The sequence below is a fragment of the Blautia sp. An46 genome, from assembly GCF_002161645.1.
Lineage (GTDB): Bacteria > Bacillota > Clostridia > Lachnospirales > Lachnospiraceae > Blautia > Blautia ornithocaccae.
Window position 1 is genome coordinate 251873 of the sequence record NZ_NFIF01000002.1, and the last position, 13292, is coordinate 265164.

11 protein-coding genes are annotated in these 13292 nt (G+C 45.7%); 1 reads left to right on the forward strand and 10 read right to left on the reverse strand.

The window, feature by feature from the left end; genetic code table 11:
- Positions 1 to 12: 12 nt before the first annotated feature.
- The 7 genes from B5G00_RS03125 to B5G00_RS03155 form a co-directional block, all read right to left on the reverse strand.
- Positions 13 to 798, reverse strand: coding sequence for a 5-deoxy-glucuronate isomerase (locus B5G00_RS03125; protein WP_087268325.1), 786 nt, complete (start codon positions 796 to 798; stop codon positions 13 to 15).
- 13 nt (positions 799 to 811) lie between these two features.
- Positions 812 to 2743 carry a 3D-(3,5/4)-trihydroxycyclohexane-1,2-dione acylhydrolase (decyclizing) gene (iolD, locus tag B5G00_RS03130; protein WP_087268329.1) on the reverse strand — a complete coding sequence of 644 codons (1932 nt, stop codon included), beginning with the start codon at positions 2741 to 2743 and terminating at the stop codon, positions 812 to 814.
- Positions 2744 to 2768: 25 nt separating this feature from the next.
- The gene (gene iolC, locus B5G00_RS03135) at positions 2769 to 3803 is read right to left on the reverse strand and encodes a 5-dehydro-2-deoxygluconokinase (protein ID WP_087268332.1); all 1035 of its coding nucleotides are present in this window, start codon (positions 3801 to 3803) and stop codon (positions 2769 to 2771) included.
- A 43-nt stretch (positions 3804 to 3846) separates the two neighbouring features.
- Entirely contained in the window at positions 3847 to 5358 is a 1512-nt protein-coding gene (locus B5G00_RS03140; RefSeq protein ID WP_087268335.1) for a CoA-acylating methylmalonate-semialdehyde dehydrogenase, read from the reverse strand.
- A 236-nt stretch (positions 5359 to 5594) separates the two neighbouring features.
- Entirely contained in the window at positions 5595 to 6620 is a 1026-nt protein-coding gene (locus B5G00_RS03145; RefSeq protein ID WP_087268338.1) for a LacI family DNA-binding transcriptional regulator, read from the reverse strand.
- Between the two features lie 103 nt (positions 6621 to 6723).
- On the reverse strand, positions 6724 to 9402 hold the full coding sequence (locus B5G00_RS03150; RefSeq protein ID WP_087268343.1) for a hypothetical protein: 2679 nt from the start codon (positions 9400 to 9402) through the stop codon (positions 6724 to 6726).
- Positions 9403 to 9545: 143 nt separating this feature from the next.
- The gene (locus B5G00_RS03155; protein ID WP_087268346.1) at positions 9546 to 10994 is read right to left on the reverse strand and encodes an alanine/glycine:cation symporter family protein; all 1449 of its coding nucleotides are present in this window, start codon (positions 10992 to 10994) and stop codon (positions 9546 to 9548) included.
- Between the two features lie 169 nt (positions 10995 to 11163).
- Between B5G00_RS03155 and B5G00_RS03160 the strand changes: the two genes are divergently transcribed.
- A complete protein-coding gene (locus B5G00_RS03160; protein WP_162613473.1) occupies positions 11164 to 12048 on the forward strand; it encodes a LysR family transcriptional regulator in 885 nt (294 codons plus the stop codon).
- Positions 12049 to 12076: 28 nt separating this feature from the next.
- On the opposite strand, the gene B5G00_RS03165 is transcribed toward B5G00_RS03160, so the two are convergent.
- Genes B5G00_RS03165 through B5G00_RS03175 form a run of 3 tightly spaced genes read right to left on the reverse strand, consistent with a single transcriptional unit; the run spans position 12077 to position 13264 of the window.
- On the reverse strand, positions 12077 to 12328 hold the full coding sequence (locus tag B5G00_RS03165) for a type II toxin-antitoxin system RelE family toxin (RefSeq protein ID WP_087268352.1): 252 nt from the start codon (positions 12326 to 12328) through the stop codon (positions 12077 to 12079).
- A 2-nt stretch (positions 12329 to 12330) separates the two neighbouring features.
- Positions 12331 to 12546 (reverse strand): hypothetical protein, encoded by a 216-nt coding sequence (locus B5G00_RS03170; protein WP_087268355.1) that lies wholly within the window; start codon positions 12544 to 12546, stop codon positions 12331 to 12333.
- A gap of 49 nt (positions 12547 to 12595) precedes the next feature.
- On the reverse strand, positions 12596 to 13264 hold the full coding sequence (locus tag B5G00_RS03175) for a DUF1638 domain-containing protein (RefSeq protein ID WP_087268357.1): 669 nt from the start codon (positions 13262 to 13264) through the stop codon (positions 12596 to 12598).
- Positions 13265 to 13292: the final 28 nt, after the last annotated feature.

The following is a 13292-nucleotide window of genomic DNA, read 5'->3' on the forward strand; positions in this document are numbered from 1 at the left end:
CTCTCCCTCTGTCTAAAACTCCGCCTCATGGAGCCATGTATATTTTTCGTCTTCGCAGCGGTCTGTCTGCAGCCAGGGATTTCCGTCAATGTGGCGGATCATCCAGCAGGTATACATCTGGAATCCCGGAGCCACTGCCTGTGGATGAAGCTCTCCTCCCGGAATGGCAGAGAAACTTCCTTCCACACTCTTAAACACCTGATCTCCTACAAAGCTGGCGCCAAAGCCTTCCGGACGGTCAAACTTAAAATAATAAGTCTCTGGCTGGGGATGTCTGTGAGGCAGATATCCTGACCAATTTCCTCTGTCATTGAGCACCTCTCCCAGGACCATATTAGACCAGGGAGCAATGTCGTGATCAAAGATGGTATTAACTCTTCTCTTTGCTACATTCCCAAATTTTCCCACACAGGAATAACCCCAGGGAGCATCCTCCGGCTTATAGAGTTTTCCTGGAAATTCTTTCTCATTTTTTGTCCTCTGCACCAAAATCTCTGCCTCTGTATCTGCGGTAACAGAAACTTTTGCTCCGGTACACACATGAACGCACCAGGGTCCTTCTGTAAATACACTTTCCCGGCTCACCTGAGCCTTCTGGTCATCCCAGGAAAAGGTTATTTTTCCTTCCAGAAGCAGCACTGCTGTCTCTTCTCCTTCAAAACCAAATGTCCTGGTCTCACCTGCTTTCATACGATAAACACGGATGTCCATCATCATATCTTTGTAGTCATTATCATAGGTAGTCAGGATTTTTTCTCCCTTTTCATCGAATTCCGGGTAACCAAATACTTTTCCCATTTTGCTTCTCTCCTTAATATACTCTGGCCTCTTCTCTTCCTTTCAGAACGCCTTCACAGGCTTTCCGCACGCTTTCTTTTTCTGAGGTAGTGGCAATTCCCACATCCCACCAGGACTCATAACCGTCAGTCATGGTCTTTGGAAGCACCTTCAGGTCAAAAAGGCAGGCCTTATCCTGTTTCTTTGCGTCTTCCAGGGCATTTACCAGCTCTTCTATAGTATGGCAGGTATAGGTCTTCAGTCCGTATCCCTCTCCGATTTTAGCGTAGTCTACCGGGATCAGATCTCCTGTAGGCTTCTTGCCGTCTGTATAGCGGAACTCTGTGGCAAGACTGCCGATCCCGTGATTCATCTCCAGATTGTTGATACATCCAAAGCCACAGTTATCGAAGATCAAAATATTGACTTTCTGTCTCTCCTGCATAATAGTCATAATCTCGCTGTGAAGCATCTGGAAACTGGAATCTCCTACTACACAGTAGACCTCATTTTCCGGTTCTGCGAATTTTACACCCAGAGTAGCAGCCACTTCATATCCCATACAGGAATAACCATATTCTGCATGATAGCCGCCCCGTTTATCTGTTCTCCACATTCTCTGCATACAGCTTGGCAGAGAGCCTCCTGCTGTAATAATTGTGGCATCTTTATCAATCGTCCTGTTAATTGCAGCCAGGGCGGCAGTCTGTGTGATCACGCCTTTGGTCAGCTTCACAAACTCCGGTATAGTTCTGGGATCTCTTGCTTTGATAAGAGGTTCAAAATCCTCGCCTGTATAGGCAATAGCTCCCAGACGCTCCATTTCTTTATCCCAGGCTTCCTTTGCCTTTTTGATTTCATCTGTATAGGCTGAATGATAACCCTTGGCCCGCAGTTTCCCGGCCAGGGCTTCAACTGTCACCTTTGCATCTCCCACTGCCTTAACGGCATCCATCTTATAAGCATGGAAACGGCTGTTGTTGATGGTCACGAACTGCACATTCTCGTTCCGGAACAAATGCTTGGAACTGGTAGTGAAGTCTGACAGTCTGGAGCCTACAGCAATGACTACATCTGCATCCTTTGCAATAATATTAGAAGCATAAGTTCCTGTTACTCCAATGCCGCCAAGACAATAGGGATGGCTGGATCTGCAGGCGCTTTTTCCTCCCTGGGTCTCGCCAAAAGGAATCCCGAATTCTTCACAGAAGTTCTCCACGGTCTCTCCAGCTTCTGAATAGCGTACGCCGCCGCCTACAATGACCAGAGGCTTTTTGGCCTCTGAAATGACCTGAACCAGGTCCTCCAGTTCTTCCTCTACAGCCACAGGTCTGGTAATCCTGTGCACTCTTTTTTTGAAGAAATAATCTGGAAAATCAAAGGATTCTCCCTCTACATCCTGGCACAGGGCGATGCAGCATGCACCGGTCTCCGCCGGATCTGTCAGCACACGCATGGCATTTATCAGAGCTGTCATGATCATTTCCGGCCTGGTAACTCTATCCCAGTATTTACATACGGGCTTAAATGCATCATTGGTAGTTGTTGCCAGACTGCTGCTCTGCTCCAGCTGCTGAAGCACTGGGTCTGGCTGCCTGGAAGCAAAACTGTCCGCAGGAAATACCAGCAGAGGGATATTGTTTACTGTAGCAGTAGCACAGGCTGTTACCATATTTGCTGCACCTGGGCCTATAGATGAAGCGCAGGGAATGATCCGTTTCCGGCTGCTCTGTTTTGCAAAGGCCGTCGCCACATGGCACATGCCCTGCTCATTTCTTCCCTGGAAGACACGGAGCTGTCCAGGATTTGTATCAAGAGCTTCTCCCAGACCTACTGCAATACCATGACCGAAAATTGTAAAGAAGCCTTCTACAAACTTTGTCTCCACGCCGTCCATGGACACATACTGATTATCTAAAAATTTCACGATGGCCTGGGCCGTCGTCATTCTGGTTGTTTTCCCCATGACCTCTACTCTCCTTTTCTGGTCTCTATACTCTTGCGATCATCTCGCCAAATTTTTCTTTTTCCTCTTTTATAAAATCATGGACCTCCTGGGGGCCGGGAAGGGAATCTGAGCAGTTATTGCTTCTCACCATCATAGAAGCCTCTGCAGAGCCAAATTCCAGACAGTCTATGATGGGCCAGCCCTGGTACAGGCCATAAAGAAATCCTGAGCCGTATCCGTCTCCTCCGCCGAAGCCTTTTCTGGCTTCTACAGGGAATGGCTTAATGCTGAACTTTTCTCCATCGCAGGTATAGGCAGTAGAGCCTTGCATACCATGCTTGATCACCACGATCTTTGCATTACAGTTCTGCCAGTAAGCAGCACTTTCTTCATCGGTCATTCCAGGTCTTATCAGTTTTTCTGTCAGGTCAAATTCTTCTCTGGAGCCCATGATAATATCTGCTTCTTTCGCCACTATAGAATAGTAAATAGAGATCTCGTCGCTGTTTTTCCAGTTGTATGCCCGGTAGTCAATGTCAAAGATTACCTTGGTCTGGTTCTTCTTTGCCAGCATAACAGCCTTAATAGCCGCTTCTCTGGAAGGGCTTTCTGCCAGAGAGGTTCCTGAAATCAGAAGGGCCTTGGTCTGACGGATATAATCTTCATCAATATCATCTACATGAAGTTGAAGATCTGCGATACAGTTCCGATACATCAGGATGCTGCTCTCTTTTGGAGACAGCATTTCCGTAAAAGTCAGGCCCAGTTTTTCTCCATTTTTACATCTTGTAATATGAGAAGTATCAATTCCCTGTTCCTGGAAATACTCGGTAACAAAATCTCCAAACTGGTCGTCGGAAACTTTTCCGATAAATCCTGCCTTCAGTCCGTGGCGGGTGACTCCCACCGCAATGTTTGCAGGGGAGCCTCCTACGAATTTTTCAAACATATGTACCTTTTTCAAAGGCTTAAACTCTTCTTTTACCTGGTCATTGTACGCAGGGTTGAAGTCAATGGCCACTCGTCCCAGAAGTACCAGATCCATAGGCCTGGACTGGTCAAATTCTATATATTTCATACCTTACCTCCGTTTTTCTCCGTGCTTAAGGCGTATCCGGCCATCAGATGGTTCCGTCCCATGTAGAAACGGTTTTTACTTTCTTTTCTTCTTCATCAAACCACCGGGTGGTAACTACTTTCCGCTCTGTATAGAAACGGTAGCCGTCTTTGCCCAGAGTATGGAGGTCTCCAAAGAAGGACTGTTTGTGTCCATTAAATGGGAACATGCCGATAGGTACAGGAATACCTACATTTACTCCTACCATACCTCCGTCTGTGCGGCTGACAAATTCTCTTGCATAATGACCATTCTGTGTAAAGATCACAGATCCATTTGCAAATGGATTTGCATTCATTACAGCCAGACCTTCCTCGAAATCTTTTACTCTCTTAATGCAGAGCACTGGTCCGAAAATTTCTCTGTCCCCTACAGTCATTCCCGGTTTTACATGATCCAGGATTGTTGGTCCTACGTAGAAGCCGTTCTCATAGCCTTCAACCACAATGTCTCTTCCGTCCAGTACCAGTTCTGCACCTTCTTCGATACCTTTATTGATCCAGTTAACCACAGATTCTTTATGCTTAGCATTGATTACCGGACCCATGCCAGAAGCCTTGTCATAAGCCGGTCCTACTTTCAGTGCCTTTGCTTTTTCTACAATGGCATTTACCAGCTGGTCAGCAATACTTTCCTGTACTACCACTACAGGAAGGGCCATACATCTTTCTCCTGCACATCCAAAAGAAGCGTTGATGATTCCTGCTGCTGTTCTCTCAATAGGCGCATCTTCCAGTACCAGAGCATGGTTCTTAGCTTCGCAGAGAGCCTGTACTCTCTTGCCATTGGAAGCTGCCGTAGCATAAATATGTTTTCCAACAGAGGTGGAGCCTACAAAAGTAATACCCTTTACATCTGGATGGCTCAGGAAAATCTCTGCCTCATGGCGTGAGCAGGTAACAATATTGATTACGCCGTCAGGAAGTCCGGCTTCTTTATACAGTTCTGCAATGCGCATGCAGGTCTGAGGTGTAAAAGTAGCTGCTTTCAGTACAATAGTATTACCGCAGGCGATGCAGATAGGAGTCATCCATCCCATAGGGATCATAGCAGGGAAGTTAAAAGGAATAATACCTGCAAAAACTCCCAGAGGCTCTCTGTAGGAAACTGTGTCATATCCTTTAGATGCGTTCATCAGGCTCTCGCCCATCATAAGGGAAGGTGCGGAAATCGCCTGCTCTGTGCCTTCGATAGCTTTCAGCACATCTCCCTCTGCTTCTGCCCAGGCCTTGCCGTTCTCTTTTGCCACAGACATAGTCAGCTCATCCATATGCGCATAAAGGAGTTCCCGTACCTTGTAAAGGATCTGGACCCTTTTCTTTACAGGTGTGCCAGACCAGCCTGGGAATGCCGCTTTCGCTGCCTGGATAGCCTCCTCTACTTCGTCAGGGGTACAGCAGGGAACCTTCGCGATCACTTCTCCCGTACTTGGATCGTAAGCATCTGTGTACTTCTCCGTCTTAGATTCCTTAAAAGAACCGTTTACATAGTAACCCAGTTTTTTGATTTCTCCCATTTTACTTTCTCCTTTTCTTTCAGTTCTCATTACTGATAGTGTACAGTTTCTTTATATGCTCATAATAACACTTTACGGCAAAATGCACAAGTGCTTTTTGCGTACATTTTTATATTTTGCGTTATTTTATATTTTGCACGCATTTTTCTTGGCACGCATACATAAAAAGAGACTGCCTCATAAAACATATCGGGGAATATTTTCCCTTTCTGTTCAATACAGCAGTCTCTGTGTCCTTACAAATTATATTTTGTTTTTATATTTATATCTGTGAACCAGAATTCCCTTTCCGGCTCCCTTCCTTTTAGAAGAAGATCTGCCAGAATATGAGGCGGACGATAGCCCTGCACATATCCATTCTGGTCAATAAGAAAATCCACTACATTGCTCTTTAAAGCCCGTTCATTCTTAGGCGTCTGGTCATAAATGATCACATAAGGCCGGTCCTGGATATTCAGCTTTTCAAAGGCTCTTCCCACTCCTGCCTGGCCTCCGGAGACTACCAGGATCCCTCTGATCCCGGCAATACCTGTCATAGCGTTCTCCACAATCCGCTCTACCTCATCAGTGTCATCGAAACTGCCCTGAACACCTGCAATCTCCAGATCTGGATAACTTTTCTTTGCCTCCTCAATAAAGCCATCTACCCTCTGGTTATCTACATCATTGCTGAAATATCCTGTGATAAGCAAAACCTTTCCCCTGCCGCCTGTGAGAAGCCCCATGAGCCCTGCGGCAGTTCTCCCGCTCTGCCGGTTATCCATTCCCACAAAACAGCGCCTTCTGGTCCCCACAATATCTGAGTTAAAAGTCACCACCGGAATATGTTCTTCATCTGTCAGACGATTCAGCTCTGCCCTGACGCCTTCACAATCCACTGGCATAATCGCCAGTCCCTGTATTCCTTCCTCAAGCAATTCCCGGACAGCCGTTAATTGTTCCTCTTCATCTACGTAAATACCCTCTTTTAAAATCAGTTCAATACCCCGGTCAGCCAGTTCTAAAGCAGCCGTCCGGATTCCCCTGTTTACCTCCAGCATAAAAGATGCTTTGGCAAGCTGAGTCACCACACCTATTTTTATTTTCTTTTTGCCGTTTTCTCTTTTCTTTCTCTCTTTGGGCACATAGCCCATCTCATCTGCAAGTTCCCAGATCCGTTCTGCTACCTGTGGATTAATCCTTCCTCTGTTGTGGAGGGCCCGGTCCACAGTTCCTCTGGAAACTCCTGCCTTCTCAGCAATCTGCTGTATTGTTACTGCCATAATCTCTTTTCACCTTTTCTTCTTTTCTTATCTGTTATATTACCACAAACAGCAAAAGCACGCAAGAAAAAGCGTGCTTTCATCTGTATCTCCTGTATTCCAGCTACAGGGGAGAAAAAAGAGGGGCCTGGTATGAGGAACTGCCTCTCCCTAAGGGACAAGAGGATACTACCAGGGATATGGCTACAAAAGCGATAAGTACGTAGCTAATAATGTCAATAATATCTGTCACAGAAGACATAAGGCTGCCAACCACATCGGTGTAAGTGATCACCTGCTCATCTTTTCCTTCTGCTTCCATGCGGCTGTTATAGGCATCCAGGATGTTTACTACAGATTCTTTGCTCTCAAAATCTTTGGGATAGATATCAATACCGCTTGGTGTATCAAAATCCACATATCCCAGGGTTCTCAAATTGTTCTCATAAGTAGCATCCTGGGTAGAATTCATAGACATAAAAAGCTCCGCCATCTCATCTCCGCTCATATTCACGGTAAAAGCATTAGAAAAAGCCTCTGCATCAATGTTCATAGCAGACTGAAGATTCTCTCCGATCTGAGCAATAGCCTGGGTCATAGCAGTCTCCATAGCGCTGCTGATCTGAGTCATCATCTGCTCCATTGCTGAAGAAATCTGGCTTTCCAAAGCCTGGCCTAAAGTTCCGGAATAAGAGGCCATCAGTTCCTGCATATATCCCTCCATAGACTGGGAAATCTGATCCCGAAGGCTGCCTGTGTCAATCATAGTGGAAAGTCCCTGGGTCAGTCTTTGCTGGGCATCTTCCGTACTCAGATATTCCATAAAATAGTCGTCAATCTGTGCAGGGTCCGGAAGTCCATTGGCAGAAGCATAGGTCTGGTAGCCTGCCGCTATATTTCCGGCCAGTGCTTCCAACTGGTCCTGAGTCACCCAGACTTCTCCGTTGGTCTGGAAGATTTCCCCTCCCCATCTTTCCAGGATTGTCTGAGCTTCTTCTGTCTGAAGGTATTCCAGAAGATAGTCATCAAACATCTCTGGGTCTGTATATCCATTCTGAGCTGCATAGGCCTGATAACCTGCAAGAATCTCCTGGAACATAGCCTGTATTTGATCCCCAGACACAGTTATAGTCCCGTTCTGTGCCATAATATCTTTGACACTGTCACAGAGAATGGTCCTGGCTTCTTCTGTCTGAAGGTAATTCAGGAAATAGGTTCCCAGCTGAGAGTAATCCGCCTGGGGATTTTCCTGGGCGTAAGCCTGATAGCCCTCCATCAGGCCGGAAATCATAGTTTCCATATCTTCTGCTGTCACCTGGATATTCAGGCTGCTCATCAGATCTCCCAGGTTCATCTCAGGCATCTCAGGCAGGTCCAGGGTGATGCTTCCCAAGTCCAGCATACCGGAAAGGTCCAGAGTTCCCGGATCGATGCCTTCCATTCCGGAGAAGTCAAAAGTTCCGGAAAGTCCCTCTGTCATAGCGCTTTCATCAAACTGGAACGCTTCCTGCAGAGCCCTTTCATCCACTGTGATCAGAGAATTCATATCAAAATCACTCTGGCTGCTTTCTTCTCCAAAGGCTTCATTGGTAAAGACATTCACTGTATGATCTTCCAGCTGTTTCTGAACGATCTCACTGTTTTCTGCCTCCTGTACCACATGCTCAGTCAGATCTGAAGGATATGCAATACCTGCGCTGAGAAGAGCTCCATTAGCACCTTCACTGGGCTGGACAATGCCCACGATGGTGATGTCTTCTCCCTGGTCTACCAGGTTTTTCATATATTCTGTATCATCTGTCTTGTCTCTCCAGATCTGATACTGCTCATCATATTCATAGCAGTCTGCACTGTTTACCAGCTTAAAGGTAATTCCCAGGATGTCTTCGTAGGTATAGGTTCCCATATCTTCGGGAACTTCCACATTTTCCTCATTAATAAACTGCTGGATCATTTTATCCAGTTCTACAGAATCCCGCAGTCCCATAGTATAGAGCATAAAATCACTGATGCCGCCTCCAGAGGTAAGCACCAAAACACACTCATTGTATCTCTCCGGCCACCGGCCTGCCTTCACATCATACTGGTCCATATACAGGTCTGTATCTTCCGGCATTTCATAAAACACATCTGTGCTCATCATAGAAGACATCATGCTGCTGGAGCTGCTGGAGGATCCAATACCCAGGGCCTCAAAGGAGGTGTCCGGATTGACCTGTCGGACATCTTCATCTTTCTGAAGATAAATCTGAGGCACAACATCGTAGGAGTACTCAATGGCATTGGTATATTCTTCAATTCCGCTGTCTCCGCTGTCCAGATATTCCTTGAGAGATTCCAGATCATTGGAATCCATTGTAGAGAACATATCTGTCACCATCTGGATTACATTTATCTCTCCAGCCTCTTCCTCATCTTCGCTTCCGCCACTGTCGGCAGAAAGCATGGAAGTAAAGTCCATTCCTGTACTCTGTATCTGAAGAGGATATTCTGATAATGTGTCCTCTTCAACATTCTGAATATAATTATTTACCCCTGTAGAAAGGGACAGAATCAGTGATATACCAATAATACCGATAGATCCGGCAAAAGAAGTCAGAAGTGTCCTTGCCTTCTTGGTACGCAAGTTGTTAAAGCTCAGGGATAAAGCTGTGAACAAAGACATGGAGGTTTTTCCCGAACCACTGGGTCCCAGGATTGCTACAAACTCATTATCTCTTAAATTCAGGCTTACATCATCAAGAGCCTTCTGCACCAGCTTTCCTGTTCGGTATTCCTTACAAATGTGTTGAATCTGAAGCATTTCCTCTACGTCCTCTCCTTACTTATTCAAGTCTCGCTTTTGGAAAACGAAGTGGGCATCCCACTTCAGATCCCTTCCCCTTGATCTCGTCCAAAAGAAAAGTACAGTAAAATGCTACTACAATTAAAAGGAAAATACAATGGTCAATCTTTTCCTCTCCTCTTACTTTTTTTGTTCTCTTTCTGCTTTTCGTAATCCTTCAGAGCGTTCAGAGCCTGAGGAGCCATGGGGATCAGAGCCGTCATATTAAAAATGGTCATAAGCCCCACGCCGAAATCCCCCAGATCCCAGACAAAAGTATAGGCCGCCAGGCCTCCCACAAAAAGCATGACCAGCGCCAGGATCTTATACAGATTCTGAGAAATCCAGTTATCTCCAAAAAGATAAGCGATATTGGACCTTGCATAAAACAAGATGCCGATAAAGGTTGAAAAGCTGAAAAGCCAGAGGATTATGGCAATAAAGGCGCCTCCCAGACCTCCCAGATGATAGTTCATAGCTGTCTGGAGAAGGTCCATGCCCTCCAGTCCTGCAGTCATGCTCTCAGGAGTCAGCAGCATGATCATAGCGGTACAGCTGCAGATGACCAGAGTATCAATAAATACGCCTAAAGCCTGAAGCAGCCCTTCTTTAGCAGGATGACTGATATCTGCGGCAGCTGCTGCGCAGGGAGCAGAGCCTGAACCTGCCTCATTGGAGAAAAGTCCTCTCTTTGCTCCATTCATGATAACGGCTCCGATTCCTCCTGCTACTGCCTGGCGGAAACCGAAAGCTTCTGCAAAGATCCGCTGGAAGACTCCCGGAAGGGCCCCCAGATTTGTGACAATGATAAAAACCGTAACCAGCAGATAGCACACTGCCATCACTGGCACCATGATGTCCAGTACCCGGACTGAAGCGTTTTTTCTGAGCACAATTACCGCTGCCAGAGCCACAAGAAAAATGGTGGTATAAAGGGGCGGTATCTGAAATGCATTTTCAAAGGCAGAGGAAACAGAATTTCCTATTACCTGACTGATGCCGCACCAGCAGATAAGACCAGACAGGGCAAAAAGGCAGGCCATAATGGATTTCTTGCTCCTGTCTCTGGTCTTTCTGAAAAAGTAATGTATGTAATAGGCAGGGCCTCCCCGATAACCGCCGTAAAGGGGATCTTTTTCCTTATAAAGCTGGGCCAGAGTGGCTTCTGCAAAAGCTGTGGAAGACCCCAGAAGGGCAATGAGCCACATCCAGAACACAGCCCCCGCCCCTCCGGCAGAGATGGCTGCCACTACGCCCACCAGGTTTCCCATACCGACTCTTGTTGCCGTAGACACGATCAGGGCCTGTACGCCGGAAATCCCGTCCTTCTGTCCATTTCCCTTTTTCTCTGTAACCACCTGGATCATATCTGAAAAAAGACGGAAAGGAAGAAATCTGGTCCTGACTGTAAAATAGATTCCCGATGGAATCAAAATCAGCACCAGCAGGGAAATTCCCAGAGAACTTCCTCCCGGAAGAGGGACTGTAATAAAATCTCCCCACAAAATATGGAATATCCCGTAAAAGATGTCCAAAAATTTATTACTTACTGTTTGAAAAACTGTCTCCATATCCTATCCTCTTTCTTTTGTCTCTTGTACATTACGCCTTTTTAGTATATAGTAGAAATAATCATCTGTAAAATTGATAGTTATAATAGTATAAATCGAAATATTCGATTCTATTCAGAAGCATATGGAAGCAGATGGTAAAGAGAATATTTTCGGGGAGAGGAGCTTTATGGATACCAAAAATTTGACAACATTTATCTATGTAGCAGAACTGCGCAGCTTTACAAAAGCTGCAGACAGACTGGGCTTTTCCCAGTCTACGGTCTCTTTTCAGATCAAACAATTAGAAAAGGAACTGGGCTCCCAGCTTTTTGAACGGATCAATCACACCGTACATCTCACAGAAAAGGGACGGGAAGTCCTGGAATATGCTCATCAGGTCAACCGCATGACCAGAGAACTGGAAGACAGCATGAAAACAAAAGCAGCAGCGGGACATATCCGTCTGGCTACCGCTGACTCTCTGTGTACCTCTCTTCTGTCCAGAGGTTTTCAGCATTTTCGCAGTCTTTATCCGGACATTACGCTGAAAATCATTGCAGCGGGAACAGAGGAAATGTTCCGGCTTATGAACCACAATGAGGTAGATGCCATCCTGACTCTGGATAATCACATTTACAATGCAGAATACCGGATTGTCCGTGAAGAAAAAGTACAGACTTATTTCGTAGCCGGAGCCGGCACCAGCCTTGCCTCTGCTTCCTCCCTTTCTGTCCAGGAACTGATCCGTCAGCCTTTCATCCTGACAGAAAAAGGCATGAGCTACCGCCGTCTGCTGGAAGAAAAACTGGCGGAGCTGTCCCTGGAAGTTCAGCCTGTTCTGGAAATCGGAAGCACAGAACTGATCTGCTCCCTGGTAGAACAGGGCGCCGGCATCTCCTTTCTCCCCGATTACGTCATAAAAGATAGAGTAAAGGCCGGAACCCTGGTCTGCCTGCCAGTGTCCGGCCTGGAAATTCAGGTATGGAAACAGCTTTTGTATCATCGGAATAAGTGGGTGTCTCCTCAGATGGAAACAGTGTTAAAATATTGTGCGAGCAGGGAGTTTAGCTGATTATTTGATCTATGTCAAAAGAATTTTTCTAATATCTCTTATATATATCTCCTCTGCTCCCTGCATCGATGACCATGATCATCAGCTCTCCGTTATCAATGGTATAAATAACCCGATAATCTCCAACTCTTAATCTAAAAAGGTTCTTATACCCTTTTAAGGGCTTAATGTTTTCTCCTTTAGGAAGTAATTCTATTGCTGAAACTAAACGCTTTCTCTCTGTTTGAGGTAATCGATCAATAAATTTTTTAGCTCTCTTTTTTAAAACTACTTTATACAAAGTTAATCAAGCCCCCACTCTTTCTTACATTCTTCAAGAGTATAGGTTTCTTCCTGCTCGCTTTCAGGATCATTTAAATAGCTCTCTGCCATTCTTCTGCAGTATAAGTCATCATCTTCATCATCAGCAGTAATGCCCTGTATATACGCTAATATATATCCCATTTTGTATTCCGGCACATCTTCCAGTAAAGTTATGATTTTTTCTTTATTACTCATAAGATCACTCCTTTTATAGCACCATTATAGCATAGGTTCATCATTATGGTCAAAAAATATTGGCCTCTCTTTTCAGAGCTTCTCTGACAGTTTCTCCTTTCTGAACTACCAGGAAATCCCCATCTTTCTTTCCTGCCGCCAATTTCTTCAGAATTCCATATCCTCCCCGAATTTTGGAGACCTTTCCTCCGATCATGTCTGCCAGAGGCTGTATATAATCTTCTATTTCTTTCAGTGGATAGATTCCGGTGTCAATGATATAAAAGTTCTCAAAGCCCCGAAACATGGAGCACATATATTCTTTTGTGGCCTCCGGGCCCTTTTCCTTCAGGATCCGGTTCAGGTCCAGACGGGAATTTTTCATATATTCCATCCACCCATAGCTGAGAAAAAAGCCGTCTTTTGGTCTTTTCAGCTCTTTCAAACTATCTCCGGACAGAAGAATATCCGCACAGTCTCTGGTCTTCGGCACGATCAGCGAAGCTCCTGCTGCCCGAAGGCCTGCAGTGGCCCCTCCGCAGCCGGATACGCACAGGAAGATTTCTTCCATACCTTCCATACGGTCGATCATGTCCTGCAGATACTTTCGCAGCTCTTTTGGACTGCTGTGGAGACTCTGGGGGATAAAACAGACTTCACCGGCAAAACCTGCTTCCTCCACCGCCTTTTCAAGTTCTTTTTTCAATGTGGGGCACGATAAAATGATTTTTCTTTCCATGTTTTCCTCCCCTTTTCTGCATATACTA

Coding starts and splice junctions, on each gene's coding strand:
- B5G00_RS03125 (WP_087268325.1), bottom strand. CDS start 798: ATGGGAAAAGTATTTGGTTACCCGGAATTCGATGAAAAGGGAGAAAAA.
- iolD (WP_087268329.1), bottom strand. CDS start 2,743: ATGGGGAAAACAACCAGAATGACGACGGCCCAGGCCATCGTGAAATTT.
- iolC (WP_087268332.1), bottom strand. CDS start 3,803: ATGAAATATATAGAATTTGACCAGTCCAGGCCTATGGATCTGGTACTT.
- B5G00_RS03140 (WP_087268335.1), bottom strand. CDS start 5,358: ATGGGAGAAATCAAAAAACTGGGTTACTATGTAAACGGTTCTTTTAAG.
- B5G00_RS03145 (WP_087268338.1), bottom strand. CDS start 6,620: ATGGCAGTAACAATACAGCAGATTGCTGAGAAGGCAGGAGTTTCCAGA.
- B5G00_RS03150 (WP_087268343.1), bottom strand. CDS start 9,402: ATGCTTCAGATTCAACACATTTGTAAGGAATACCGAACAGGAAAGCTG.
- B5G00_RS03155 (WP_087268346.1), bottom strand. CDS start 10,994: ATGGAGACAGTTTTTCAAACAGTAAGTAATAAATTTTTGGACATCTTT.
- B5G00_RS03160 (WP_162613473.1), top strand. CDS start 11,164: ATGGATACCAAAAATTTGACAACATTTATCTATGTAGCAGAACTGCGC.
- B5G00_RS03170 (WP_087268355.1), bottom strand. CDS start 12,546: ATGAGTAATAAAGAAAAAATCATAACTTTACTGGAAGATGTGCCGGAA.
- B5G00_RS03175 (WP_087268357.1), bottom strand. CDS start 13,264: ATGGAAAGAAAAATCATTTTATCGTGCCCCACATTGAAAAAAGAACTT.